This is a genomic window from Breoghania sp. L-A4, from assembly GCF_003432385.1.
In the GTDB taxonomy this organism is placed as follows: domain Bacteria; phylum Pseudomonadota; class Alphaproteobacteria; order Rhizobiales; family Stappiaceae; genus Breoghania.
In genome coordinates, this window is sequence record NZ_CP031841.1 from 106,503 (window position 1) to 131,095 (window position 24,593).

At 64.8% G+C, this 24,593-nt stretch carries 22 protein-coding genes and 2 pseudogenes; 15 read left to right on the forward strand and 9 right to left on the reverse strand.

Annotated elements, in window-relative coordinates; translation table 11 throughout:
- Positions 1 to 354: 354 nt before the first annotated feature.
- From D1F64_RS00505 to dnaQ, 5 genes are all read left to right on the forward strand, one after another.
- Positions 355 to 1,149: a pyruvate, water dikinase regulatory protein gene (locus D1F64_RS00505; RefSeq protein WP_248304562.1), complete on the forward strand. Its 795-nt coding sequence runs from the start codon at positions 355 to 357 to the stop codon at positions 1,147 to 1,149.
- The gene (locus D1F64_RS00510; protein ID WP_117410813.1) at positions 1,146 to 1,820 is read left to right on the forward strand and encodes a Maf-like protein; all 675 of its coding nucleotides are present in this window, start codon (positions 1,146 to 1,148) and stop codon (positions 1,818 to 1,820) included. Before D1F64_RS00505 ends, D1F64_RS00510 begins: the two co-directional genes overlap by 4 nt.
- On the forward strand, positions 1,738 to 2,580 hold the full coding sequence (locus D1F64_RS00515; RefSeq protein WP_117410814.1) for a shikimate dehydrogenase: 843 nt from the start codon (positions 1,738 to 1,740) through the stop codon (positions 2,578 to 2,580). Before D1F64_RS00510 ends, D1F64_RS00515 begins: the two co-directional genes overlap by 83 nt.
- On the forward strand, positions 2,577 to 3,176 hold the full coding sequence (coaE, locus tag D1F64_RS00520) for a dephospho-CoA kinase (protein ID WP_117410815.1): 600 nt from the start codon (positions 2,577 to 2,579) through the stop codon (positions 3,174 to 3,176). The genes D1F64_RS00515 and coaE overlap by 4 nt, the downstream gene beginning before the upstream one ends.
- Positions 3,177 to 3,353: 177 nt before the next feature.
- Positions 3,354 to 4,058, forward strand: a complete 705-nt coding sequence (dnaQ, locus tag D1F64_RS00525; RefSeq protein ID WP_117410816.1) for a DNA polymerase III subunit epsilon — start codon at positions 3,354 to 3,356, stop codon at positions 4,056 to 4,058.
- 374 nt (positions 4,059 to 4,432) lie between these two features.
- On the opposite strand, the gene D1F64_RS00530 is transcribed toward dnaQ, so the two are convergent.
- Positions 4,433 to 5,419, reverse strand: a complete 987-nt coding sequence (locus tag D1F64_RS00530) for a D-glycerate dehydrogenase (RefSeq protein WP_117410817.1) — start codon at positions 5,417 to 5,419, stop codon at positions 4,433 to 4,435.
- A gap of 307 nt (positions 5,420 to 5,726) precedes the next feature.
- On the opposite strand from D1F64_RS00530, the gene D1F64_RS00535 reads away from it, so the two are divergent.
- The gene (locus tag D1F64_RS00535; RefSeq protein ID WP_117410818.1) at positions 5,727 to 6,263 is read left to right on the forward strand and encodes an SH3 domain-containing protein; all 537 of its coding nucleotides are present in this window, start codon (positions 5,727 to 5,729) and stop codon (positions 6,261 to 6,263) included.
- Between the two features lie 171 nt (positions 6,264 to 6,434).
- Here the strand turns inward: D1F64_RS00535 and fabI are convergent, their stop codons facing one another.
- The 3 genes and pseudogenes from fabI to fabA form a co-directional block, all read right to left on the reverse strand.
- Positions 6,435 to 7,265 (reverse strand): enoyl-ACP reductase FabI, encoded by an 831-nt coding sequence (gene fabI / locus D1F64_RS00540; RefSeq protein WP_117410819.1) that lies wholly within the window; start codon positions 7,263 to 7,265, stop codon positions 6,435 to 6,437.
- A gap of 127 nt (positions 7,266 to 7,392) precedes the next feature.
- Positions 7,393 to 8,612, reverse strand: a pseudogene (gene fabB / locus D1F64_RS24985) (beta-ketoacyl-ACP synthase I).
- 136 nt (positions 8,613 to 8,748) lie between these two features.
- The gene (gene fabA / locus D1F64_RS00550) at positions 8,749 to 9,255 is read right to left on the reverse strand and encodes a 3-hydroxyacyl-[acyl-carrier-protein] dehydratase FabA (RefSeq protein ID WP_117410820.1); all 507 of its coding nucleotides are present in this window, start codon (positions 9,253 to 9,255) and stop codon (positions 8,749 to 8,751) included.
- 661 nt (positions 9,256 to 9,916) lie between these two features.
- On the opposite strand from fabA, the gene irrA reads away from it, so the two are divergent.
- Positions 9,917 to 10,378, forward strand: coding sequence for an iron response transcriptional regulator IrrA (gene irrA / locus D1F64_RS00555; protein ID WP_346432285.1), 462 nt, complete (start codon positions 9,917 to 9,919; stop codon positions 10,376 to 10,378).
- A 162-nt stretch (positions 10,379 to 10,540) separates the two neighbouring features.
- Here the strand turns inward: irrA and nth are convergent, their stop codons facing one another.
- Positions 10,541 to 11,242, reverse strand: coding sequence for an endonuclease III (gene nth, locus D1F64_RS00560; RefSeq protein ID WP_117410821.1), 702 nt, complete (start codon positions 11,240 to 11,242; stop codon positions 10,541 to 10,543).
- 141 nt (positions 11,243 to 11,383) lie between these two features.
- Here nth and D1F64_RS00565 point away from each other — a divergent pair, with 141 nt between their 5' ends.
- The 3 genes from D1F64_RS00565 (at position 11,384) to D1F64_RS00575 (ending at position 14,740) form a co-directional block, all read left to right on the forward strand.
- Entirely contained in the window at positions 11,384 to 11,794 is a 411-nt protein-coding gene (locus D1F64_RS00565) for a DUF2244 domain-containing protein (RefSeq protein ID WP_248304825.1), read from the forward strand.
- A gap of 181 nt (positions 11,795 to 11,975) precedes the next feature.
- On the forward strand, positions 11,976 to 13,739 hold the full coding sequence (locus tag D1F64_RS00570; protein ID WP_117410822.1) for an ATP-binding protein: 1,764 nt from the start codon (positions 11,976 to 11,978) through the stop codon (positions 13,737 to 13,739).
- A gap of 98 nt (positions 13,740 to 13,837) precedes the next feature.
- Positions 13,838 to 14,740 carry a bifunctional helix-turn-helix domain-containing protein/methylated-DNA--[protein]-cysteine S-methyltransferase gene (locus D1F64_RS00575; protein WP_162901724.1) on the forward strand — a complete coding sequence of 301 codons (903 nt, stop codon included), beginning with the start codon at positions 13,838 to 13,840 and terminating at the stop codon, positions 14,738 to 14,740.
- Here the strand turns inward: D1F64_RS00575 and D1F64_RS00580 are convergent.
- Positions 14,737 to 15,264, reverse strand: coding sequence for an ActR/PrrA/RegA family redox response regulator transcription factor (locus D1F64_RS00580; RefSeq protein ID WP_117410824.1), 528 nt, complete (start codon positions 15,262 to 15,264; stop codon positions 14,737 to 14,739). The two genes, D1F64_RS00575 and D1F64_RS00580, sit on opposite strands and share 4 nt — an antisense overlap.
- A 186-nt stretch (positions 15,265 to 15,450) precedes the next feature.
- Positions 15,451 to 16,778, reverse strand: a pseudogene (locus D1F64_RS00585) (ActS/PrrB/RegB family redox-sensitive histidine kinase).
- Between the two features lie 258 nt (positions 16,779 to 17,036).
- Here D1F64_RS00585 and secB point away from each other — a divergent pair.
- The gene (gene secB, locus D1F64_RS00590) at positions 17,037 to 17,537 is read left to right on the forward strand and encodes a protein-export chaperone SecB (RefSeq protein ID WP_117410825.1); all 501 of its coding nucleotides are present in this window, start codon (positions 17,037 to 17,039) and stop codon (positions 17,535 to 17,537) included.
- 255 nt (positions 17,538 to 17,792) lie between these two features.
- Here the strand turns inward: secB and moeB are convergent, their stop codons facing one another.
- Both moeB and hrcA read right to left on the reverse strand, forming a co-directional pair.
- A complete protein-coding gene (moeB, locus tag D1F64_RS00595) occupies positions 17,793 to 18,599 on the reverse strand; it encodes a molybdopterin-synthase adenylyltransferase MoeB (RefSeq protein WP_117410826.1) in 807 nt (268 codons plus the stop codon).
- A 109-nt stretch (positions 18,600 to 18,708) separates the two neighbouring features.
- Positions 18,709 to 19,779, reverse strand: coding sequence for a heat-inducible transcriptional repressor HrcA (hrcA, locus tag D1F64_RS00600; RefSeq protein ID WP_117410827.1), 1,071 nt, complete (start codon positions 19,777 to 19,779; stop codon positions 18,709 to 18,711).
- A gap of 386 nt (positions 19,780 to 20,165) precedes the next feature.
- On the opposite strand from hrcA, the gene rph reads away from it, so the two are divergent.
- The 4 genes from rph to phaZ all read left to right on the forward strand — a co-directional run bounded on the left by rph (position 20,166) and on the right by phaZ (position 24,563).
- On the forward strand, positions 20,166 to 20,879 hold the full coding sequence (rph, locus tag D1F64_RS00605; protein ID WP_117410828.1) for a ribonuclease PH: 714 nt from the start codon (positions 20,166 to 20,168) through the stop codon (positions 20,877 to 20,879).
- 3 nt (positions 20,880 to 20,882) lie between these two features.
- On the forward strand, positions 20,883 to 21,530 hold the full coding sequence (gene rdgB / locus D1F64_RS00610) for an RdgB/HAM1 family non-canonical purine NTP pyrophosphatase (RefSeq protein ID WP_117410829.1): 648 nt from the start codon (positions 20,883 to 20,885) through the stop codon (positions 21,528 to 21,530).
- A gap of 33 nt (positions 21,531 to 21,563) precedes the next feature.
- Positions 21,564 to 22,721: a radical SAM family heme chaperone HemW gene (gene hemW / locus D1F64_RS00615; RefSeq protein ID WP_117410830.1), complete on the forward strand. Its 1,158-nt coding sequence runs from the start codon at positions 21,564 to 21,566 to the stop codon at positions 22,719 to 22,721.
- Between the two features lie 255 nt (positions 22,722 to 22,976).
- Positions 22,977 to 24,563, forward strand: coding sequence for a polyhydroxyalkanoate depolymerase (phaZ, locus tag D1F64_RS00620; RefSeq protein WP_248304563.1), 1,587 nt, complete (start codon positions 22,977 to 22,979; stop codon positions 24,561 to 24,563).
- Positions 24,564 to 24,593 lie beyond the last annotated feature (30 nt).

Consider the following 24,593-nt stretch of genomic DNA (forward strand, 5'->3'; position numbering starts at 1 on the left):
TCTCGCGTGGTTTGAATATCTTTCGTTCTGATATGCGTGGGATCCCGCAGAACAGCCGATTTTAACCTTCTGTTAACGTTTGGTCCCCTGTGCAAACATCGTGCATAGAGATCCGGTGAATTCCGCATGGCCTGTGCTATTCACGATTCGGATGGCCGCCTTCGTTTTCTGTCCCGTCGGGTCGGTGCTGTTGATGAAATCGGCTCAGTGGGCATGAATTTCGCGGCCTTGCCGAAAAGGGCCTCTTTATGCCCAGGTGTTCACACGATCAGGTCCGAACTGGGGAAAACCTTGGGCAAGGTACGCAGCTATTTTCATCTCCATCTTGTGTCCGATTCAACGGGCGAAACACTGATGACCGTCGCGCGCGCGGCGATGGCGCAATACGAGAACATCCAGCCGATCGAACACGTCTACCCGCTGGTCCGCTCGGATCGTCAGCTTGACCGGGCGATCAGCGAAATCGAGGCCGCGCCAGGCATCGTTCTCTACACGCTGGTGCACGATCATGAGATCCACCGGCTGGAACGCGTCTGCAAGACCCTCGGCGTGCCTTGCGTCAATGTGCTCGATCCGGTCTTCGCCGTCTTCCAGTCCTATCTCAATGTCCAGGTGACCCGCCGCGTCGGCGGCCAGCACGCGCTGGATGCGGATTATTTCCGCCGCATCGACGCGCTCAACTACACGATGATGCATGACGACGGACAGATGCCCGAGGGACTCGACGACGCGGACGTGGTGCTCGTCGGAATCAGCCGCACCTCGAAGACCCCGACCTGCATCTATCTGGCCAACCGTGGCATCAAGGCGGCGAATATCCCGATCGTTCCCGAGGTGCCGCCGGCGCCCGCCCTGTTCGAGATCAAGCGGCCGCTCGTCGTCGGTCTCGTTGCCAGCGCCGAGCGCATTCTGCAGATCCGCCAGAACCGGCTCTTGTCGCTCAACGCCGTCGGTCAGAATGATCGTTATGTGGACCGTGCGGCAATTTCGGAGGAGATTTCCTACATGCGCCGCATGGCGACCGAGCACAACTGGTCGATCATTGACGTGACGCGCCGGTCGATCGAGGAGACGGCCGCCGCGATCATGTCCTTGATGAAGGAGCGCCGGCAGACCATGGAAACCGAACCGGGACAGTCAGTGGAATGAACAAGTTGGTACTGGCAAGCAACAGCCCCTGGCGGGCGACGATGTTGCGAAACGCGGGGCTCGAAATCGAGGCCGATCCCGCCGATATCGATGAGCGGGCGATTGAAGCGCCGTTGCGCGCCGCCGATCTGTCCGCGGAAGACATCGCCGCGGTTCTCGCCGAGGCAAAGGCCACCGAGGTGGCTTCCCGGCATCCCGGCGCCCTTGTGCTGGGATGCGATCAGGTCCTGGAATTCGAGGGCGAGACCCATTCCAAGCCCGCCGATATGGAGGCGGCCAGGCGCAAGCTGCTCGCCATGCGCGGCATGACCCATCATCTTCATTCGGCGCTCGTCATTGTGTATGACAACGAAACGATCTGGCGTCACACGGCCACCGCGACGCTGAAAATGCGCGATTTCTCGCCGGAATTCGTCGGTCATTACCTCGCCGAAACAGGCGAGGCCGCGCTCACCAGCGTCGGCGCCTACCAGATCGAGCGCCGCGGCATCCAGCTCTTCGAAAAGATCGACGGCGATTATTTCACCATTGTCGGCCTGCCGCTCTTGCCGCTGCTGGCCTTCCTGCGTGAGCGGGGGTGCTGGAAACATGACGCCCATCCGCGCGGCCGTCATCGGCTGGCCGATCTCCCATTCCCGCTCGCCGGTGATTCATTCCTACTGGTTGCATGAATATGCAATCTCCGGCTCCTACGAGCGCCTGGCCGTGCCGCCCGAGCGGATCAGGGAATTCCTTCGCAGCTTCGAGCGCACCGGTCTGAAGGGCGCCAACGTGACGATTCCGCACAAGCAAGTGGCGCTTTCCTGCTGCGATTCGCTCGATGAGGCGGCCGAGGCGATCGGCGCCGTCAACACGCTGGTCTTTGAGGATGGCCGCCTGTCGGGCAGCAACACCGATGGCCTCGGTTTTCTCGGTTCGCTCGATCAGAACGCGCCGGGCTGGGATGCCGCCGGCGGTGCGGCCGTGGTGCTGGGCGCGGGGGGTGCCGCGCGCGCCATCGTCTGGGCGCTGAAGGCGCGCGGGCTCAATCCCATCCACGTTGTCAACCGCACGCTGTCGCGGGCTCAGGATCTCGCGGCGCGGTTTGGCGCCCAGGCGCACGGGCTCGACGCCCTGCCCGCTCTGCTTGGTGAGGCCGCCGTCCTCGTTAACACCACGTCGCAGGGTATGAACGGTCAGTCGTCCATGGACATCGATCTGGGTCTGGTTCGGGCAACCTGTCTCGTCACCGACATCGTCTATGTGCCTCTGGAAACGGAGTTTCTGGCCGCCGCCCGGGCGCGTGGCCTGCGCACCGTGGATGGTTTGGGCATGCTGCTACATCAGGCCGTGCCGGGATTCGAGCTGTGGTTCGGTGTCCGCCCCGAAGTGACGGGCGATTTGCGCGCCACGGTGCTGCGCGACATGGGGCTCGCGGAGCTGGCGCAATGATGAAACTCGGGCTGACCGGATCCATCGGCATGGGCAAGTCCACCACGGCGAAAATGTTCGCCGACGCCGGCGTGCCGGTGCATGACGCTGACGCCACCGTACACGCGTTGTATCGCGGAGTCGCCGCCGCTCCTATCGAAGCGTCGTTTCCGCAAACCACCCGTGACGGCGCCGTTGACCGCAAGGCGCTAGGCGCCCAGGTGATCGGCAAGCCCGAGGCGCTCAAGCGCCTCGAGGCCATCGTACATCCGCTTGTGCGCGATGCGGAAGAAGCCTTTCTGGAGGCCGCCCGCGCCACCCGTCATCGCGTCGTGGTTCTGGATATCCCGCTGCTGCTGGAGACCGGCGGCGCGTCGCGCGTCGATGCGGTCGTCGTCGTCACCGCCGACGCGGAGATCCAGCGCGCCCGGGTGCTCGAACGTCCGGGTATGACGACCGAGCAACTGGACGCAATTCTCGCGCGGCAGATGCCGGATACGGATAAGCGCCGGCACGCGCATTTTCTCATCGACACCGGATCGGGTCTCGAGTCCGCCCGCCGTCAGGTCAGCGCTGTGCTGAAAAGCGTCGCCGCAATGCCGGGAAAACCCGTCTGACACTCTTGTCCGTCCGGGTCGTTGTGCGACAATGACCTGTTCCGAAACGGTCGAACGGCCACGCACTGTCAGACTCGCGTCCGACTCTGCATCTGACGGCTCCGAGCGACAGGCCCAAGCGGTGTCGGACGCGACATTTGTGCTGGATTCTCACGCCCCCGAACCGGATGACATGTCATGCGCGAAATCGTTCTTGATACCGAAACGACCGGCCTCAACCCGCGCGGCGGCGACCGTTTGGTGGAAATCGGCGGCGTCGAACTGGTCAACCAGATCCCGTCCGGCCAGTTCTACCATGTCTACATCAATCCAGAGCGCGACATGCCCGAGGGCGCGTTCAACGTGCACGGCCTGTCGGAGGAATTCCTCTCCGACAAGCCGGTGTTTGCCGATGTCGCACGCGAGTTTATCGATTTCATCGGCGACGCGACCCTGGTGATTCACAACGCCGCTTTCGACATGGGTTTCATCAACGTCGAGCTGGCGCGGCTCAATTTGGGTCCGATCCCCGACGCCCAGGTGCTTGACACATTGATGCTCGCGCGGCGCAAGCATCCCGCCGGTCCCAATTCGCTCGACGCCCTGTGTTCGCGCTACGGCATCGACAACAGCCGCCGCACCAAGCACGGCGCGCTTCTCGACGCGGAGCTGCTCGCGGAAGTCTACATCGAGCTGACCGGCGGCAAGCAGTCCATGCTGGGCCTGACGACCCAGTCCGATGAAAGCCGCAGCGGCGGGTCCTCCGTCTCCGGCCGCAATCGCGCCGTCGGCCCCCGGCCCGTTCCCCTGCCGCCGCGCCTCACCGGCGAGGAAATCGCCGCCCACGACGCCTTCCTGCAATCCCTCGGCGGCGAACTGATCTGGAACAAGTACCGCGACTGAGGCGCGAGGCGAACCGCCTGCACCGTTCTCTCGGTTGTCGTCCCGCGTGCGCGGCGTAGCGCTATTCGGTGCCCTGCAGACTCGGGAGCTATCGGGGGACGAACGGAATCGATGACAGGAGGAGGCCCCTTGCTGCGGCAAGGCCGGTTGAGCCCGCCACACCCTTGATCGTCACCCGGGCTTGACCCGGGCCCCACTTTGCCGATCGGCGAATGACGACGTCTGTGGGTGTGATCATGCCTCACCACGAACCCGCAAGCGCCTGAACAAGTGGGGACCAGAGTGGGCCCGGCTCGGAGGCCGGGGTGACGATCGGGGATGGATGACGGAGTTGATGACATCGAGAGACCGGCGGAAACCGGCCTCATCCGCCCTCAGAGCATCGACGGCAGGACGCGGTCGGGCGGACGGTGGCCGTCCATAAAGGTCTTGATGTTGATGATGACCTTCTCGCCCATGTCGATGCGGCCCTCGATGGTGGCCGATCCCATGTGCGGCAGCAGCACCACCTTGTTGGATTTCATCAGCTTGTTGTTGACCGCGGGTTCGTGCTCGAACACGTCGAGCCCGGCGCCGGCGATCTCGTCGGCCTCGATCATCCGCGTCAGCGCGGTCTCGTCGATCACCTCGCCGCGCGCGGTGTTCACCACATAGGCGTCGTTCTTCAACAGCTTCAGCCGGCGCGCCGATAGCAGGTGGAAGGTCGCGGGCGTGTGCGGGCAGTGCACGGAAATCACGTCCATCCGCGCCAGCATCTGGTCAAGGCTGTCCCAGTAGGTGGCCTCCAGCGCTTCCTCGGTCTGGGCGGCAACCCGGCGGCGGTTGTGGTAGTGGATCGACATGCCGAACGCCTTGGCGCGCCGCGCCACCGCCTGGCCGATGCGGCCCATGCCGACGATGCCCAGGCGCTTTCCGGAAATCCGGTGGCCGAGCATCCAGGTGGGGCTCCAGCCGTGCCATTCGTTGTGCTCGATGACCTTGATGCCCTCGGCGAGACGGCGCGGCACCGCGAGAATCAGCGCCATGGTCATGTCGGCGGTGTCCTCTGTAAGAACCCCGGGCGTGTTGGTGATGGTGATGCCGCGATTTGTCGCAGCCACCACATCGATGTTGTCCACGCCGTTGCCGAAATTGGCGATCAGCTTCAGGTTGGGTCCGGATTGCGACAGCACTGCCGCGTCGAGCCGGTCGGTGACGGTCGGCACCAGCACGTCCGCCGACTTCACAGCCTCGACCAGTTCGGCCTGGCTCATGGGCTGGTCGGTGTCGTTCAGCCGCGTGTCGAAAAGCTCGCGCATACGAGTCTCCACGACCTCGGGCAACTTCCGTGTCACGACCACAAGCGGCTTTTTGTTGGGCATACGGTCCTCACCTTCCGCACTTCGTTGAGGGGTCTTTAACCCTGTTGGACCCACCATGTCGATGGGCGGACTGTCGCGCCATCGAACGCACCCGGTTGTTTCCTTACCAGATGGATTGGCAGAAACAAGCCGGAGCCTCGGGTTGCCCCTAAAATGGGCGTCTTTCGGAGGCACGGATCGGGGCCGACGCGGGCAGTCCGGACGGCGAATCGCCGTTACAAATCGTATCCGACGAAGCCTGTGCGAACAAAGCCTGTTGCCAGCCGGCGCCCCTGTTGCTCGCGCATTGATGAACCGGAGCTGCACCATGAAGGATCTTGTCGTGAACCGCCGCCGCTTTGCATTCCTGGCCGGCCTGTGCGCCATGGCCGCCCTTTTCGCCGGCGATGCGCTGGCGCAGGGAACCCAGAGCGGCGCCAGCGGTCTTCCGGTGCCCCGCTTCGTCAGCCTGAAGTCCGACCGCGTCAATGTCCGCCGAGGCCCCGGCCGCGATCACGAGATCATCTGGACCTACGTGCGTGCGGGACTGCCGGTGGAGATCGTCCAGGAGTTCGAGAACTGGCGCCGCATCCGCGACTGGGAAGGCGGCGAGGGCTGGGTGTTTCACAGCCTGCTGTCGGGCCGCCGTACGGCGCTGATCAAGCCCTGGGAAAAATCCGGCACAACGCCGTTGCGCTCCAACCCCGATTCCAACGCGCCCGTCGTCGCCCAGCTCGAGCCCAATGTGGTCGCCTCGGTGACGGAATGCGGATCCGGCTTCTGCCGCATTGCCGGATCGAACTGGTCGGGCTGGGTCGATCAGACGCTGCTCTTCGGTGTCTATCCCGATGAGACGTTCGACTGAGCGAATCGTTAGCGCGCGGGGCCGGCGGCTCTGGCCGCGGACGCGATGATTGCGATGATTTTCAAATCCGGGTCGAAAGTGTCTCGAAAAAACGTCGAATTGTTCTCAACAATTCATCAAAAAGGGCCGAATTTTTTCAGTGATTCGACCCTTTTTTGATTCAGATATCAATCATTCCGCGGCGTCGCGGGTGGTCGGCGCGGCTTCCTGTTCCTTCAGATCGACGAGCCGCGGCATCGAGATGATGTTGTAGCCGCTGTCGACGAAATGGATCTCGCCGGTCACGCCGGATGACAGATTGCTCAGCAGATACAGCCCTGTACCGCCGACCTCGTCGATCGTGACCGTGCGCCGCAGCGGCGAATGTTCCTTCTGGTAGTTGAACATCAGCCGTGCGTCCGCGACGCCGGCGCCGGCCAGCGTGCGCACGGGACCGGCGGAAATCGCGTTGACGCGAATGTTCTGCGGACCATAATCCGCCGCCAGATAGCGCACCGAGGATTCCAGCGCTGCCTTGGCGACTCCCATCACGTTGTAGTTGGGCATAACCCGCGTCGAGCCGCCGTAGGTCAGCGTGACCATCGCGCCGCCGTCGGTCATAAGTGCCGCTGCGCGCTTGGCAATTTCCGTGAATGAGAAGCACGAGATCACCATGGTGCGGGTGAAATTCTCGCGCGTGGTGTCGGCGTATTTGCCCTTCAGCTCGTTCCGGTCGGAAAACGCGATCGCATGGACGAGAAAGTCGATGCTGCCCCATTCCGCCTTCAACGTATCGAAGACGGCGTCCACCGTGTCGATGTCCTCGACATCGCACGGCAACAGCAGCTTCGAGCCGAGGCTTTCCGCCAACGGCTTGACTCGGCGGCCGAAAGCCTCGCCCTGATAGGTGAACGCCAGTTCCGCGCCCTGCTCGGACAGGGCTTTTGCGATGCCCCATGCGATGGAGTGGTCGTTTGCGACGCCCATGACGAGGCCGCGCTTGCCGGCCATCAAACCGCCCATGAGACTCTCCTGAATTGTGTTCTGTCGCGCGGCCCCGCAAATGGGCGCCGCGCGCTGTCATTTTGAACGAGTGCGCCGGTTTTCACAGACAATTTGAAAGACAAATTGTAACGGTTTCAATCGACGGTTAACCGGCGTAGCGCTTGAACACCAGCGATCCGTTGGTGCCGCCGAAACCAAAGCTGTTCGACAGCACGCAATTGAGTTCGGCATTGTCGATGCGTTTGCGCACGATGTTGGCGTTGCCGAGTTTCGGATCGAGTTCCTCGATATTGGCGCTCTCGCAGATGAAGCCGTTCTGCATCATCAGCAACGAGTAGATCGCCTCATGCACGCCGGCGGCGCCCTGGGCATGGCCGGTCAGCGACTTGGTCGCGGAGATCGGCGGCATGTCGTCGTCGCCGAAAACCTCGCGAATCGCGTTGATTTCCGGGATATCGCCCACGGGGGTCGAGGTGGCGTGCGGGTTGATGTAGTCGATCTTCTCGCCCACGCCTTCCAGCGCGATCCGCATGCAGCGCGCAGCGCCCTCGCCCGAGGGCGCGACCATATCCGCGCCGTCCGACGTCGCGCCGTAGCCGACGAGCTCTGCATAGATCTTCGCGCCGCGGGCCTTGGCGACTTCCAGTTCCTCGAGAACCACAACGCCACCGCCGCCGGTGATCACGAATCCGTCGCGGTTGATGTCATAGGCGCGCGAGGCCTTCTCCGGCGTGTCGTTGTACTTCGACGACATGGCGCCCATGGCGTCGAACAGATTCGACAGCGACCAGGCCAGTTCCTCGCCGCCGCCGGCGAACATGCGGTCCTGTTTGCCCCACTGAATCAGTTCCGCCGCATTGCCGATGCAATGGGTCGAGGTGGTGCAGGCCGAGGAGATCGAATAGCTCGGGCCCTTGATCTTGAAGAGTGTGGAGAGATTGGCCGAAATCGTCGACGACATCGCCTTGGGCACGGCCGTGGGCCGATCTTGCGCGGGCTTTTCTCGCGCGTGATGTCGGCGGCTGCGACGATCGCCTGGGTCGAGGGTCCGCCGGAGCCGAGAATCGCGCCGGTGCGCTCGTTGGAAATTTCGGTTTCCTCGAGGCCCGCGTCGGCGATCGCCTGCTGCATGGCGAGATAGGCGTAGGCCGCGCCGTCGCCCATGAAGCGGCGCGTCTTGCGGTCGAGCGCCTCTTCAAGATCGATCTTCAGCGAGCCATAGACCTGGCTGCGGAAGCCCATTTCCGCGTATTGCTCCGCCGCGACAATGCCCGGTTTGGCCTCGCGCAGACTCGCCACCACTTCCTGGGTGTTGTTGCCGATCGACGACACAACGCCCATTCCCGTTACGACCACCCGCCTCATCGCGGCCTCCTGTTCAAAATTTTCTGGCCGGTACGGTGTGCACACCCGCCCGGTCCTGTTTGTTTTCCGAGAAATGCGGTCAGCGTTCGAAGTCGCCGGATCTCAGTATCTGTCGATGGCAAATCCAGGCGATCTCTCAGCCCTTGGCCAAACCGACCTTCAGATCGGTTGCCCGGTAGATGGTCTCGCCATCGGCCTTCAACCAGCCGTCCGCGATGCCGAGGACGAGGCGGCCCTTCATGACCCGTTTGAAGTCGATGCCATACTCGACCAGTTTGGTTTCGGGCGTGACCATTCCCTTGAATTTCACCTCGCCGGTGGACAGCGCCATGCCCCTGCCTTCGAGACCCAGCCAGCCGAGGAAGAATCCGGTCAGCTGCCACATGGCATCGAGGCCCAGGCAGCCGGGCATGACTGGATTGCCCTTGAAATGGCACGGAAAGAACCAGAGGTCCGGCTTGATGTCGAATTCGGCGCGAACGCAGCCCTTGCCGTTCTCGCCGCCGTCTTCCGAAATCTCGGTAATGCGATCGAACATCAGCATAGGCGGCAGCGGCAGCTGCGCGTTGCCCTGTCCGAACAATTCACCCCGCCCGCAGGCCAGAAGGTCTTCGTAATTATAGCTTGAGCGGCGTTCTTGCATACGTATCCCGCGGGTTTCTGGTGCGATGGCCGCCAGGTCTTGTGTTTCCGCCAGTGCATGCTTTGAACACCCATGCACCTGCATGTTCATGGGTCGGTCGGGAGCATGCGTACAGCAGGATCTCGCGGAACGGCAGCCGTCGAACTCCGTTTGTCTCATATATAATGGCGCCTTCCTAACATAGGAGCATGCGCTTCGAAAGACCGCGAGCAAGACCACACGGCCGAATTCGGCACCTGTTGTGCCCCCGTCGCGGCTTCCCAGTATTGGCGTTGGCGCCGGCCGGGGATATATCCGTAAATATGGGGGCTTGCCGGTTGGGGCCAATGGCAGAAATTGACGGCCGTGCGTCATCCGGAGTGACCATGTTGTGCGGCCCGGGTGCGGCTGGGCAGGTTCAACGAATTGCGCAGTGCGGTTGGGCGGCCTCCGCGATACAGTCGGTGGCTGTAAACTCGGGTGCCTGTCGTGTATGATGCCGATACGCGCGGTGCGCCCGGCATGGATCATGCCTGTGATGGGGGAGCCCTTTGGGTTCACTTTTGCGGTGCTGGTCCCGAAATACGGCTTTGAATGACCGGCGGCGCTTGCGGGTGAAAACGCACGCGCGACGCTTCGGATGACACCATGAAACGAACGCAAAAGCGGCCTTGTTGACCATATGCTGAAATCACACGACGAGACCCATTCGCATATCGACGGCACCCATGATCACGGTGAGCCGGCCGATGTGCGCGACATGCTGCGCGGCGCGGGCTTGCGTCCCACACGGCAACGTCTGGCTCTGGCCGAGATTTTGTTTTCCAAGGGAAACCGCCACGTTTCGGCCGAGCTCCTGCACGAGGAAGCGGTTACCGAGCGCGTTCCGATTTCGCTCGCCACGGTCTACAACACGCTGCACCAGTTCACCGAAGCGGGGCTGCTGCGCGAGGTCGCCGTCGAAGGCACCAAGACCTATTTCGACACCAACACCGACAATCACCATCACTTCTTCATCGAGGGCGAAAACCGCGTGGTCGACATCCCCGATCACAGCCTATCGGTCAATTCCGTGCCGCAGCCGCCCGAAGGCATGGAAGTCGTGCGTGTCGATGTCGTCGTCCGCCTGCGCCGCAAGGCCTGAGCGCGCGCGAATCGATTTTCCCCACAGGGTTCACTGCTAAATCGCTGTTCCCGCCGCGCCTTCGGGCGCCGTCGACCTGTGCCAAAGTGTCGCAGGTGCTATGGCGGGACCGTATGATCCCTGGATCGGCGGGGCGACAATTCGCGCCGCGTGGCCATTGGGTCAGACGCGCTTCTCCGGGCTCTTGCACAGATCGGCGATACAGCAGCGGCCGCAGTCCGGCGTGCGCGCCTTGCACACGTAGCGGCCATGCAGGATCAGCCAGTGGTGGGCGTGCAGGCGGTATTCGTCCGGAATGATCTTCTCCAGCGCCTTCTCCACCTCCAAAGGCGTCTTTCCCGGCGCGATTCCGAGACGGTTGCCGATCCGGAACAGATGCGTGTCCACGGCGATCGTCGGCTGGCCGAAGGCGATGTTGAGCACCACGTTGGCGGTCTTGCGCCCGACCCCGGGCAGGGTCTCGAGTTCCTCGCGCGTCCGCGGCACCTCGCCGCCGAAATCGTCGACCAGCATCTGCGACATGGCGATCACATTCTTCGCCTTGTTGCGAAACAGCCCGATCGTCTTGATCTCGTCGCGCACGCGGTCTTCGCCCAGCGCCAGCATCTTTTGCGGCGAATCCGCCAGTTCGAACAGGGTGCGCGTCGCCCGGTTGACCCCTACGTCGGTTGCCTGCGCGGACAGCGCCACGGCCACCAGAAGCGTATAGGGATTGGTGTAGTCCAGTTCCCCTTCGGGTTCGGGGTTGATCTCGTGGAAACGGGCGAAGATCGCCCGGATCTCCTCCTTGGTGTAGCGCGGTTTCTTGCGCCGCGCGGAGGGTTTGCGGGCGACGGGCTTCGCCGGTATCTTTGTTTGGGCCATAACCTTTCTATACTGAAGCATCATGAGCGACGCCAATCCGAATTTCCCGACCCGCGATGCCGCCGCCGACGAGGCGCCGGTGATCCTGCATGCCGCGCTGACGCCGCACCGGTCCCTGAGCCGCGGGGATTCCTGGTGCTGATGAGCGTGGTGGGCGCGATCTGCTTCGGCTGCGGGCTGCTGTTCGTCTCGTTGGGCGCATGGCCGATCTTCGGCTTCCTCGGGCTCGACGTGCTGCTCGTCTGGTATGCGTTCCACCGGTCCTACGCCCAAGCCCGGCAATTCGAGGAGGTCCGCGTCACGCCCGATGAAGTGGTGCTGACGAAAGTGTCGGAACGCGGGGCGCGGCAGGAGTATCGCTTCAACCCCTTCTGGGTGCGGCTGCAGGTGACGCGGCTCGAGGACGAGGGCGTCACCGCGTTGGAACTCACCTCGCACGGCCGTTCCGTGACGATCGGCGACTTCCTCAATCCGCCCGACCGCGCCAGCTTCGCCTCGGTCTTCGCCCAGGCGCTCGCCAGCGCGCGCGGCCGCCGCCCGTCTGCGACCTGAGGCGCGTTGGTGCCGAATCCACCGGGCGCGCAGCCGCCGCTTTGGGCAACACCTTCGCGCAAACTGCCGCGAAGCGCCCGATATCCTGTGGAGGATCGACCGCGCGGCGCCCGCCGGCCGCCCTGGCCATGGTAGGAAAGCGCCTGGGATTTTGCCCGCTCGCGGGCCCACGGGAGCCTTGATGAAGGTCAGCATCGACATCGGCACGACATCGACGGCGGAGCCGGCGGTGATGGATCTGGAAGAGCTTCTGGCCACACGCTTGCTGGTGCAGGGCAATTCCGGCTCCGGCAAGTCGCATCTGCTGCGCCGCATTCTCGAGCAAAGCGCCACCTGGGTGCAGCAGGCGATCATCGATCCGGAAGGCGACTTCGTCACCCTGGCCGAACGGTTCGGCCACGTGGTCGTCGACGCCAATGGCGCCACCGAGCGCGATCTCACGCGCATCGCCGGCCGGGTGCGCCAGCACCGCATCTCCGTTGTTCTCAATCTGGAAGGCCTGGACGCCGACGTGCAGATGAAGGCGGCAGCCGCCTTCCTCAATGGCTTGTTCGAGGCGGAGCGCGATCATTGGTACCCCATGCTGGTGGTGGTCGATGAGGCGCAACTCTTCGCGCCCGCCGTGGGCGGCGAGGTGTCGGAGGAGGCGCGGCGGGTGTCGCTCGGCGCGATGACCAACCTGATGTGTCGCGGACGCAAGCGCGGGCTGGCCGGGGTGATCGCCACCCAGCGGCTCGCCAAACTGGCCAAGAACGTCGCCGCGGAAGCCGCCAACTTCCTCATGGGCCGCACCTTTCTCGACATCGACATGGCCCGCGCGGCCGATCTTCTGGGCATGGAACGCCGGCAGGCGGAAGCCTTCCGCAACCTCACGCGCGGCAATTTCATCGCCCTGGGCTCGGCTATTTCCCGGCGTCCGGTGCAGGTGACGATCGGTGACGTGGAGACCTCTGCGCGCAGTGGCAGTCCGAAACTGATGCCGCTGCCCGAACAGCCGCCGGCGGACGCCAAGGACCTCATCTTCACCCCCGGCGAGGACGAGGTCGAGCCGGTGGTGCGCACCGCACACAGGCGATCCGCGCCCCAGCCCGCCCCCGATCTCCTCGCGCAATTGGCGCAGGCGCGGCCTCTGACGGTGGAGACCGAAACGCCGGCCGGGCCCGCGATGCCGGAGGAAGAGCGTAGCGCCGCGATCGATGCGATTGTGCGCGAGATTCTCGACGACCCGGAGGCTGCCTTCCGGCCCATTGCGCTGTTGTATCAGGATTTTCTGGTGCGCCTTCGCATCGGGCGTCTGCCCGGCGACCCGCCCGACCTTTCCGCCTTTCGTCAGCGGCTGGCGGTGGCGCGCGCCGGCGTCGATACGGGATCCGCGGACGTGGGCTCGGAATGGAGCAAGGCGCTCGACCTCGCGCAGCATCTTCCCGACGACATGCAGGGCGTGTTTCTTGTGGTCGCCCGCGCCGCCATGGAAGGCGCGCCCTGCCCGCCCGACGGCGAGATCGCGCGGATCTACGGCACTCGCTCGACCGGACGCGCCCGGCGGCTGCTCACCTACATGGAAGAGCGAAACTTCATCGTCTGTAGCGACGATCTGAGCGGCACGCGGATCATCGCCCTGCCGGAGCTCGGCTGGAAGACAGGATCCGGCGCGTCTTCGGCGCGGCGGGCCGGGCCCGCGCGGCCCGTCGATCCGCTGTTCGCGGAGCTTCGGGACATGAAGACCGCAAGCGCGCCGGAGGGTTTGGCCGGGAGCGACGCCCAGAGCGCCGAACGTCGCGACGAGCCGCACGCAAGCGCGCTGGTTGACGATCGGTCGGAAAGCGGCCTCTTTGACAACCCGGCCCCTGTCTTATCCGGCGCTCCCGCCGATGAGGCGGATGAGCGCGATTTGCTGTCCCACGCGCCCGCTCGCACTCGAACCGAAGACAGCTCCGTCAACTGAGGCGTCGCGCTCGCGCTCGGAACCGCAAGAAACGGGTGGTTGGGCGCCATGCGCCGCCGTATTCTGCTGTCCGGATATGGAGACGAGCCATGAACGTAATGACCGGACCTGTGACGGATGAGATCGGCAAGAGCCTCGCGGCGGATCCCGAGATTTCAGCGCGCGACTATCAGACCATCCGCAAGACGCTGGAGTTCATCACCCACACCTGGCGCGATCAGCCGGGACTCGACGAGATCGCCGCAGCCGCCGGCCTGTCGCCGGCGCATCTGCAGCGGGTGTTCACGCGCTGGGCGGGGCTGACGCCGAAACAGTTCCTGCAGGCGATCACCCTCGACCATGCCCGCGAGCTGTTGCGTGGCGCGGCCTCGGTGCTGGATGCCACCTATGAGGTCGGCCTTTCCGGCCCCGGACGGCTGCACGATCTCTTTGTTACCCATGAAGCCATGACGCCGGGCGTCTATAAGGCGCGTGGCGGCGGCGTCACGATCTCCTACGCTTTCCATCCCTCGCCATTCGGCCTGGCGCTTCTGATGGTGACAGAACACGGGCTGGCGGGCCTTGCCTTCGCCGATCCCGGCGAGGAGGCGATGGCGCTCGAGGACATGACCGGCCGCTGGCCCAACGCCCGCTTCGTCGAGGATCCGAAAGCAACGACGCCCTATCTGGCGCGGATCTTCGATCCCGAAGAATGGAGTGCCGACCGGCCGCTGCGAATCGTGATGATCGGCACGGATTTCGAGGTGCGGGTCTGGGAGACCCTGCTGCGCATCCCGCTCGGCCGGGCGACCACCTATTCCGACATCGCGGCGAAGCTGGGGAAACCCAACGCGGCGCGCGCCGTCGGCACGGCGGTGGGCAAGAACCCGATTTCCTTCGTCGTGCCGTGTCACCGGGTGCTGGGCAAGACCGGCAACCTGTGCGGCTACCACTGGGGCCTGACCCGCAAGCGGGCGATCCTGGGCTGGGAAGCCGGGGTGTCGGGCCCGGCGACCGCTTAGCGCGGGGCGCGCTTGGCGAGGATCCTCTGCAGCGTGCGGCGGTGCATGTTGAGACGGCGCGCCGTCTCCGAGACATTGCGGTCGCACAGCTCGTAGATCCGCTGAATATGTTCCCAGCGCACCCGGTCGGCCGACATGGGGTTTTCCGGCAGCTCCGCCTTCTCGTCGGGCTTTTGCGTGAGCGCCGCGAAAATCTCGTCCGCGTCCGCGGGCTTGGCGAGATAATCCACCGCGCCCAGCTTCACCGCGGTCACCGCCGTGGCGATGTTGCCGTAACCAGTGAGGATGATGGCGCGCGCGTCTGGCCGGCGCGACTGCAACTCGGCGATCACGTCAAGGCCGCTGCCGTCGCCCAGCCGCATGTCGACGACCGCGAAGGCCGGCGGCTGCGCCTTCACCTTGGCGATCGCGTCGCTCACGGTCTCCGCCGAGACGGTGTCGAACCCGCGTTTTTCCATTGCGCGCTCGAGCCGTTGGAGAAACGGTCGGTCATCGTCGACGATCAACAGCCGGGCGCCTTGCATGTCCGGCTGCGGTCCGTCGTGTGGTTGGCTGCCGGCCGCTTGACCGCTGGCCGCGGGGTCATGCCCTGCACGGGCGGTGGTTCCGCCGTTCGCCTCTTCTATCATCTGCGTCTTCCCGTCCTGCCATCACGGCGCATCGTCGTGCCTTCAACATAGGCACCCGCCCGAGCCTGGGCAAATGCCTCTTTAGGAGTCACCCTGTTCCCGCGCATAGCCCGATCCCTGCTCGAACGCCCGGCGCGGCCATTGCACCCGGACAACGGCGCCGGATTCCGGCGGCCGCCGGTTCTCCAGCCTCAGCCGCGCGCCGGTGCGTTCCAGCAGCGTCTTGGCGATGAAAAATCCCAGTCCCAGCCCCCGGCGGAGGATTCTTCGCTGCGCGCCTTGCCGCGCGTCGTCACATAGGGCTCGCCGATACGGCCGATCACGTCCACGGCGAAGCCCGGACCGTCGTCGGTGATCGACAGCGCCACATGCTCGGCGTCCCACTGCATGGTGACCAGCACGTCGGCCCTGGCGAAGTCGACCGCGTTCTCGATCAGGTTGCCCAACCCATAGAGAACCGCCGGGTTGCGCGGGCACGACGGCTCAGGGCCGTCTCCTTGCGCCTCGACGCGGATGGCGATGCCGAAATCGCGGTGCGGCGCGGTGATTTCCTCCACCAGATGCGACAGAGGGAGCCGGAAAAACGCATCGTGTTCGTCGCTCGACAGCGAGGTGAGCTTGCGTAGGATCTCGCGGCAGCGCTCGCCCTGGCTGCGGATCAGCGCCACGTCGTCGTGCCGGGGATCGCCGGGCTCGATTTCCGCTTCCAGCTCCTTGGCCGTCAGCACCATGGTGGCGAGCGGGGTTCCCAGCTCGTGCGCGGCCGCGGCCGCCAGTCCATCGAGCGCGCTCAGATGCTGCTCGCGCGCCAGCACCAGTTCCGTCGCCGACAGCGCCTGCGCCAGAAGCCGGGCTTCCTGCGCCACGCGAAAGGCGTAGATGGCCATGAAGGCGAGCGAGCACAAAAGCGCCACCCAGACGGCGAACTGGTAGAACAGCGGCAGCTCGAAGGTCTCGCCCGGCCGCCACGGCAGCGGCATCTGGAACAGCGCCAGGAAGGTCGCGGCCAGGGTGGCGACCCCGCCCAGCACCAGTGTGTTGCGCGGCGGCAGCGCGGTGGCCGAGACCATCACCGGCGCCACCAGCAGGAAGGCGAAGGGATTGCCCAGCCCGCCGGTCAGATACAGTAGTCCGGCAAGCTGCAGCACGTCATAGGCCAGCAGCACCGTTGCCCAGCGTTCGGGCAGGCGCTGGGTGGAGCCGTAGGCGACCTTGAGAAACAGGTTGAGCCAGGCGGATAGCGCGATCAGCGCGAACGAAAAGCCGAGCGGCACGTCGAAGCCGAGACCCACATGCACCACCATGATGGCCGCCGTCTGGCCCGTCACCGCCAGCCAGCGCAGACGCACCAGCGTGTCGAGCCGCAGCAGGCGGTTGTCGAACAGGCGGGCGGGAACTTCATCGGCCATGGGGCACCGGATGGGTTGGGGGCGGGACCGCCCGGCGGATTGATGGACGCGGACAAGGTGCGCGGACGCGTGGGCGCTCAGTCATAAACCGCGTCGCCGCGCGCGCCAAGCGCCGGCTCCGCGTCTGGGTGCCTCGCGGCCCGGCGCGATCGCCTGTTTTCCGCTCCGCACTTGTCTGTTATCCGTTCGGCATGTTAGCTCACCGGACACAAGGGCCGCATCGGCTCATTCCCGGCATCGGAACACGGAACGCGACAGATGACAGACACCAACAACGACGCAGGCCAGCAGGGCGCCGGAGCGCAGGCTGGCACGGTGCCGGGCCTGAACATCCTGGTCCAGTACATTAAGGACCTGTCTTTCGAGAACCCGCGCGCGCCGCAGTCGCTGAAGCCGAGCGAGTCGTCTCCCAAGCTTGACATCAACATCAATGTCAATGCCAACAAGATGGAAGACAGCCAGTTCGAGGTCATCCTGTCGCTGGAGGCGACCGCCACAGATCCGGGCGGCGCGCTGTTCAAGGCTGAACTGGTTTACGCCGGCGTCTTCCGCATCACCGGTGTGCCGGACGAGCACCTGCATCCCTTCGTGCTGATCGAGTGCCCGCGCATGCTGTTCCCCTTCGCGCGCCAGATCATCGCGGATGCGACGCGCAACGGCGGCTTCCCGCCGCTGATGATCGATCCGATCGATTTCGCGGCGCTCTATCGCCAGAACATGGCGCAGCCGCAGCAGCCGGCGGTCGACACGATCAACTGATCCGCCTCACAAGGCACGAAAACCGAAGAGGCGCGGGTCCCAGGGTTCGCGCCTTTTTTGCGCGCACGGTGTTCAATATGGCAGGCGCGCGGCCCATCCTTCAAGACATCCGCTGCGCGGCTTCCTCAGGATGAGGAAGAGTGTGTGGCACTTTTTATTAATATATCAACACGATAGACCTCGTCCTGAGGAGGCGCTTCAGCGCCGTCTCGAAGGATGACGTCACGCGCCAAATGGACGCGCGCCTCGCTGACCTCACTCCGCGGCGAGCAACGTTTCGGCCGGCTGTGGCGTATCGCCGTTGAGCGGGTTCTTGGCCGACCAGCGATAGCGGATGGTTTCAAGCCGCATGGAGCGGGCGTCGTAGAGCACCAGCCGCCCGACCAGGCTCTCGCCGAAGCCGACGATCTCCTTGATCACTTCCAGCGCCTGCATGGACCCGATGATGCCGGTGAGCGCGCCGAGCACGCCGGCCTGCGCGCAGGTGGGAAGAACGCCTTCGGGCGGCCGGTCCGGAAACAGGCAGCGATAGGTCGGGTTGGGCGCGCCGTCGTCTCCCGCGAGATGCGGCTTCAGCGTGGTGATCGAGCCGTCGAACTGCCCCACGGCCGCGGTCACCAGCGGCTTTTTCGCGTAAAAGCACGCGTCGGAGACCAGATAACGGGTGGCAAAATTGTCCGAGCCGTCCGCGACGATGTCGTAGCCCGCGATCAGCTCCACCGCGTTGTCGGCCGTGATTCGCGTGTTGTGCGCGTCGATCGTCACATGCGGGTTGAGCCGGGCGACCGAGGTGCGCGCGCTTTCCACCTTGGGTTGGCCGACGGCTGCGGTATCGTGGATGACCTGGCGCTGCAGGTTCGACAGCGACACGATGTCGTCGTCGACCACGCCGATGGTGCCGACGCCGGCCGCCGCCAGATACTGGATCATCGGCGCGCCGAGCCCGCCCGCGCCGATCACCAGCACGCGCGCGCGCTTGAGCTTCTGCTGGCCGGGGCCGCCGACATCGCTGAGTACGATGTGCCGCGCGTAGCGCTCCAGTTCCTCACCTTGCAGTGTCATGTAAGTCCCCGCGCCTGCGTTTCTTCCGCTCCGCTGGAGCAGCCTACATTCTATGTTGTCATCCCGGGTCTCGCGATGCTCGCCCGGGATGACAACGCAGAATGTCTCTCTACCCCAGCATCCGCCCCACGACCTTGGCCGTGTAGTCGACCATGGGGATGATGCGGGCGTAATTCAGCCGGGTCGGACCGATGACGCCCAGCGCGCCGACAATGCGCTGGTCCTTGTCGCGGTAGGGCGCGACAATGAGCGAGGAGCCGGACAGGGAGAACAGCTTGTTCTCCGAACCGATGAAGATCCGTACGCCGTCGCCCTGCTCCGCGAGGCCCAGGAGCTGGATCAGCTCGCGCTTGTTCTCCAGATCGTCGAACAGCAGCCGGATGCGCTCCATGTCCTCGAGCGCGCTGCGGTCCTCAAGCAGGTTGGACCGGCCGCGCACGATCAGCGTGTCCTGGTCGCCCTCGCCCTGCCCAGCCCATGTGGCCAGTCCCGCGTCGACGATCCGGCTCGTCAGCTCGTCGAGTTCCGCCTTGCGCGCGTCCTTCTGAGCGACAAGCGAGGCGCGCACCTCTTCCAGCGTCTTGGAGTTGATGTGTGCGTTGAGATAGTTGGACGCCTCGGTCAGCGCCGAGGTGGGCATGTCCGCGGGCAGTTCCAGCAGCCGGTTCTCCACCGAGCCGTCCTCGCCGACGAGCACCGCCAGCGCCCTGGTCGGCTCGAGCCGCACGAACTCGATCTGTTTCAGCCGCTTGTCCGTCTTGTGCGTCAGCACCACGCCCGCGCCGCGCGACAGACCCGACAGCATCTGGCTTGCTTCGGTCAGCAACTGCTCGATGCTGCGGTCCTCGCGCCCGGCCCTGACGTGCACCTCGATCTGCTCGCGCTCCTCGCGGCTCAGATCGCCGACCTCCAGAAGCGCGTCGACGAAGAAACGCAATCCCACATCCGTGGGCAACCGTCCGGCGCTGGTGTGCGGCGCGTAGACGAGGCCAAGATGCTCGAGATCGGCCATGACGTTGCGCACCGAGGCCGGCGACAGACTAACCGGCAGCATGCGGGCAATGTTGCGCGAGCCGACCGGCTCGCCGGTTTCCAGATAGCTCTCGACGATGGACCGGAAAATGTCGCGCGACCGTTCGTCCAGATCGCGCAGGCCGCTTTGGGTCGTCTCGATTCTCACCCGTTCACCTGTCCGTACATCTGTGTCTGCACGTCATTGGTTCTTCACCGATCGTGTTGTTTCGCGTTCGAATCGGGCCACGCCGCGGTCATCCCGTATCCCGGGACGCCGGTGCGTGCTGCCCGCAAGTCGGCGCGCGCGTTTTATATGGGTCTTGCCGGCGAGACGGCCAAGCCGGAGCGGACCACGCTGAGAAATATTAGCCGCAATTTTCGCTGTGTCGACGTGGCATGCAGCGCTTGTACGCCATCGTGTCATGAAATCGGATCGGATTCGTCACAAAGCGCGTGCCCGCCCTTTACGCCGCGCACAAAGCAAAGCTACAACGCCGCAAAGCGGCCCACGACCCGCCGTCAGCGGCCCGAACAAACCATTTGGAGTTTTCCATGCGACCGTCAAAACGCGCCGCCGACGAAATGCGCGCCGTCACTCTTGAGCGCGGTGTCTCCAAGCATGCGGAAGGCTCCTGCCTTGTGAAGTTCGGTGACACCCATGTGCTGTGCACCGCCAGCCTGGAAGAGCGCGTGCCGCCCTGGCTGCGCGGCCAGAACCGCGGCTGGGTGACCGCCGAATACGGCATGCTGCCGCGCGCCACCGGCGAGCGGATGCGCCGCGAGGCCTCCGCCGGCAAGCAGTCCGGCCGGACCCAGGAAATCCAGCGGCTGATCGGCCGGAGCCTGCGCGCCGTCACCGATCTGGGCGCGCTGGGCGAGCGCCAGATTTCCGTCGATTGCGACGTGATCCAGGCAGACGGCGGCACCCGCACCGCGGCGATCACCGGCGCCTGGGTGGCGCTGAACGACTGCATCGAGTGGATGCGCGTGCGCGACATGATCACCAAGCCGGTTCTCAAGGACCATGTGGCGGCGATCTCCTGCGGCATCTACGCCAGGACGCCGGTGCTTGATCTGGACTATCTGGAGGATTCGGACGCGGACACGGACGCTAATTTCGTCATGACCGGCAAGGGTGGCATCGTCGAGATTCAGGGCACCGCGGAGGGCGAGCCGTTTTCCGATGATGAGTTCCAGCAGCTGATGGGCCTGGCGCGTGGCGGCATCGCCCGGCTGGTCGACCTGCAGAAGATGGCCATCGGCTAGGGCATGAGCACCGGGCACCGCCGGCTGGAGCCGGGCAAGCTGGTTGTCGCCAGCCACAACAAGGGCAAGATCCGCGAGATCAACGCGCTGGTCGAGCCCTTCGGCTTCGAGGTGGTCTCCGCCGCCGATCTTGGCCTGCCCGAGCCCGAGGAAACCGGCACGACGTTTGAGGCCAATGCGGAACTGAAGGCGGTGGCTTCGGCCGAGGCCTCGGGCTACCCCGCACTTGCGGACGACAGCGGTCTGGTGGTTGATGCGCTGGACGGCGATCCGGGCATCTATTCCGCGCGCTGGGCGGGCGAGGCGAAGGATTTCGCCATGGCCATGCGCAACGTGGAAGAGGCCTTGGCGAACGCGGATGCGCACACGCCGGAGCAGCGCACGGCCCGCTTCGTCGCCGTTCTGTGCCTTGCCTGGCCGGACGGACACCGTGAATTCTTCCGCGGCGAGGTCGAGGGCCGCATGGTCTGGCCGCCGCGCGGCGACCACGGGTTCGGCTACGATCCGGCGTTTCTGCCAGACGGGTTCGAGAAGACCTTCGGCGAAATGACCGCGGACGAAAAACACGGCTGGGCGCAGGGCGAGGACAATCCCCTGTCGCACCGCGCCCGGGCCTTCAAACTCTTCGCGGATGCCTGCCTCTCCGAATAGCGGTGCGGCGGTGCGCGGCAATCTCGAGGCGAAATGACACCCAGCGACGATCCCGGTTTCGCGATCTACCTGCATTGGCCGTTCTGCGCCGCCAAATGCCCCTATTGCGACTTCAATTCGCACGTGCGCCATCACGGCGTCGACCAGCCGCGCTTCGTGGAGGCGTTCCAGCGGGAAATCGCCTATTTCGCCGAGCAGACCCAGGGACGCACGGTGCGCTCGATCTTTTTGGGCGGCGGCACGCCGTCGCTGATGGATCCGCAGACTGTCGAGGCGCTGCTTGGCGAGGTGGCGCGTCACTGGAGCATTGAGCCGGGCGCGGAAATCTCCATGGAGGCGAATCCTTCGAGCGTGGAGGCGGAGCGCTTTCGCGGCTATCGCGCGGCCGGCGTCAATCGCGTGTCGCTCGGCGTGCAGGCGCTCAACGACACCGATCTGCGCATGCTCGGCCGTCTGCACGACACGCGCACCGCGCTGGACGCCATCGAGACGGCGCGCGCCACCTTTCCGCGCCTGTCGTTCGATCTGATTTACGCGCGCCCTGACCAGACGCCGGATGCCTGGTCGAAGGAACTGTCGCGCGCCATCGATCTCGCCGCCGACCACCTGTCGCTTTACCAGTTGACCATCGAGCAGGGCACGCCGTTTTACATGCTGCACAAGGCGGGCAAGCTGGTGGTGCCCGATTCCGACGCGGCGGCCGATCTCTATGAGGTCACGCAGACGGTCTGTGACGCCGCCGGCATGCCGGCCTACGAGATTTCGAACCACGCGGTTCCGGGCGCCGAATGTCAGCACAACAAGGTTTACTGGCGTTATGGCGAGTATCTCGGCATCGGCCCGGGCGCGCACGGGCGCATGATGCTGGCGGACGGCCGCCACGCCACCGAGATCGAGCGGCATCCGGAATCCTGGCTTGCCCAGGTCGAGGCCAAGGGGCACGGATTGCGCGAGGACACACTGCTGACGGCGGAAGAGCAGGGCGATGAGTATCTGATCATGGGGCTGCGGCTGGTCGAGGGCATCGACATCCCGCGCTATGAGCAGATGTCGGGCCGCTCGCTGGATTCCGAGCGCGTCTCCGCGCTGATCGAGCACGGCATGGTGGAAATGGCGGGCAATTCCCGCGTGCGCGCCACCCGCGACGGCTTCTATGTGCTCGACGCGGTGGTCGCCGATCTTGCGTCCTGACGAGCCGGCTCAGTAATCCGGCCCGTCTGGCGCGAGGCTTTCGCCGCGATCAGCCTGCACGACCGGTGCGGGGATTGTCCTGCATCGCTCTGTATTCTCTGATTTATTTGTATCCTGAGCGGCGCTGCTTGCCGCTGATTGGCGATTCGTACGACGAACGTCGTAGTGGGCGGTATTGCAGCCGGGGCACTTTGGACCTACCATGCTGCGATGCAAAATAAGAAGCGCCGTACTGCCGTTCGGAGAAACAGCCACGTGCCTTATTATCAACTTTACGAATTGAGCCACGCGGCGATAAGCCCGCTGCGCAGTCTCGCGGACTTCACCCGCCTCGCCTACAGGCACCCGTTCAATCCGCTGAGCTACACGCCCATGGGCCGCAGCATCGCGGCGGCATGCGAGCTGTTCGAGCGAACGACGCGCCGATACGGAAAGCCGGAATTCGGTCTCGACACAACGCTGGTGGGTGGCGTTCGCGTTCCCGTGCGCGAGCAGGTGGTCTGGAAGCGGCCGTTCTGCAATCTCATCCATTTCGAGCGCCAGATCGCGCACGCGGAGAACCGGGATCCGAAGCTCCTGATCGTGGCGCCCATGTCGGGCCACTACGCGACGCTGCTGCGCGGCACCGTCGAGGCGATGCTGCCCGATCACGACGTCTACATCACCGACTGGATCGACGCGCGGCTGGTGCCGGTAAAGGATGGCCGCTTCGATCTCGACGATTACATCGATTACATCATCGAGATGCTGCACACGCTGGGCGCGGACACCCATGTGATGGCCGTGTGCCAGCCCTCCGTGCCGGTGCTGGCCGCCGTGGCCCTGATGGAAGAGGACGGTGACCCCTACGCGCCCGATACGATGACCCTGATGGGCGGGCCGATCGACACGCGCAAGAATCCCACCGCGGTCAATGAACTGGCGGAGAAGAATTCCATCGAGTGGTTCAGAAACAACGTCATCATGAACGTGCCGCTGCCGCATCCCGGCGTGATGCGGCCGGTCTATCCCGGGTTTCTGCAGTTGTCGGGCTTCATGAGCATGAATCTCGACCGTCACATGGTGGCGCACCGCGAGTTCTTCAGTCACCTGATCAAGGGTGACGGGGATTCGGCGGAAAAGCACCGTGATTTCTATGACGAGTATCTCGCCGTGATGGACCTGACGGCGGAATTCTATCTGCAGACCGTCGAAGCCGTGTTCATCGAGCACGCGTTGCCCAAGGGCGAACTGAAGCACCGCGGCCGCACGGTGAATACGGCCGCCATCCGTGAGACCGCGCTGCTGACGATCGAGGGCGAGAACGACGATATCTCCGGCGTCGGCCAGACCCGGGCCGCGCATACGATTTCGCCGAACATTCCCGACGACAAGCGCGAGCACTACGAGCAGCCCGGCGTCGGCCACTACGGCGTGTTCAACGGGTCGCGCTACCGCTCGGAGATTGCGCCGCGCATCCGCGACTTCATTCGCACCCACCGGGTCAATCAGCCCCGGCGTGGGCCGCTGCGCTCCGTGGCCGCGGCGTTTGCCGAGAAGATCGTTGGCGGAACGCGAAAGAAGGCGGCGAAGCCCGGCTCGGTGCCCGCCGGCCTGGATGCCGTCGCGCTGCAGCAGCCCAAGGGCGCGGTTGACGATTTGAAGGTGATTTCCGGCATCGGTCCGAAACTGGAAACGGCGCTCAACAGCGTCGGCATCTTCCACTACTGGCAGATCGCCGATCTCACGCAAACCCAGATCACCGAGCTCGACGAGCGCCTGTCGTTCAAGGGCCGGATTGCCCGCGACGGCTGGATCGAGCAGGCGCGTGCGCTTGCCAGGAGCACCGAGGACGCCTCCTGAATGGGTCCGATCATCGGCATGAGCTCGCCG

What these genes read in the sequence shown, in the direction of transcription:
- moeB (WP_117410826.1), bottom strand. Translation starts at nt 18,599, where the DNA reads ATGACACTGCAAGGTGAGGAACTGGAGCGCTACGCGCGGCACATCGTA.
- D1F64_RS00505 (WP_248304562.1), top strand. Translation starts at nt 355, where the DNA reads ATGACCGTCGCGCGCGCGGCGATGGCGCAATACGAGAACATCCAGCCG.
- fabI (WP_117410819.1), bottom strand. Translation starts at nt 7,265, where the DNA reads ATGGGCGGTTTGATGGCCGGCAAGCGCGGCCTCGTCATGGGCGTCGCA.
- D1F64_RS00565 (WP_248304825.1), top strand. Translation starts at nt 11,384, where the DNA reads ATGAGCGTGGTGGGCGCGATCTGCTTCGGCTGCGGGCTGCTGTTCGTC.
- nth (WP_117410821.1), bottom strand. Translation starts at nt 11,242, where the DNA reads ATGGCCCAAACAAAGATACCGGCGAAGCCCGTCGCCCGCAAACCCTCC.
- D1F64_RS00510 (WP_117410813.1), top strand. Translation starts at nt 1,146, where the DNA reads ATGAACAAGTTGGTACTGGCAAGCAACAGCCCCTGGCGGGCGACGATG.
- D1F64_RS00535 (WP_117410818.1), top strand. Translation starts at nt 5,727, where the DNA reads ATGAAGGATCTTGTCGTGAACCGCCGCCGCTTTGCATTCCTGGCCGGC.
- fabA (WP_117410820.1), bottom strand. Translation starts at nt 9,255, where the DNA reads ATGCAAGAACGCCGCTCAAGCTATAATTACGAAGACCTTCTGGCCTGC.
- hemW (WP_117410830.1), top strand. Translation starts at nt 21,564, where the DNA reads ATGACACCCAGCGACGATCCCGGTTTCGCGATCTACCTGCATTGGCCG.
- rdgB (WP_117410829.1), top strand. Translation starts at nt 20,883, where the DNA reads ATGAGCACCGGGCACCGCCGGCTGGAGCCGGGCAAGCTGGTTGTCGCC.
- rph (WP_117410828.1), top strand. Translation starts at nt 20,166, where the DNA reads ATGCGACCGTCAAAACGCGCCGCCGACGAAATGCGCGCCGTCACTCTT.
- D1F64_RS00575 (WP_162901724.1), top strand. Translation starts at nt 13,838, where the DNA reads ATGACCGGACCTGTGACGGATGAGATCGGCAAGAGCCTCGCGGCGGAT.
- D1F64_RS00580 (WP_117410824.1), bottom strand. Translation starts at nt 15,264, where the DNA reads ATGCAAGGCGCCCGGCTGTTGATCGTCGACGATGACCGACCGTTTCTC.
- coaE (WP_117410815.1), top strand. Translation starts at nt 2,577, where the DNA reads ATGATGAAACTCGGGCTGACCGGATCCATCGGCATGGGCAAGTCCACC.
- secB (WP_117410825.1), top strand. Translation starts at nt 17,037, where the DNA reads ATGACAGACACCAACAACGACGCAGGCCAGCAGGGCGCCGGAGCGCAG.
- irrA (WP_346432285.1), top strand. Translation starts at nt 9,917, where the DNA reads ATGCTGAAATCACACGACGAGACCCATTCGCATATCGACGGCACCCAT.
- D1F64_RS00570 (WP_117410822.1), top strand. Translation starts at nt 11,976, where the DNA reads ATGAAGGTCAGCATCGACATCGGCACGACATCGACGGCGGAGCCGGCG.
- D1F64_RS00515 (WP_117410814.1), top strand. Translation starts at nt 1,738, where the DNA reads ATGACGCCCATCCGCGCGGCCGTCATCGGCTGGCCGATCTCCCATTCC.
- dnaQ (WP_117410816.1), top strand. Translation starts at nt 3,354, where the DNA reads ATGCGCGAAATCGTTCTTGATACCGAAACGACCGGCCTCAACCCGCGC.
- D1F64_RS00530 (WP_117410817.1), bottom strand. Translation starts at nt 5,419, where the DNA reads ATGCCCAACAAAAAGCCGCTTGTGGTCGTGACACGGAAGTTGCCCGAG.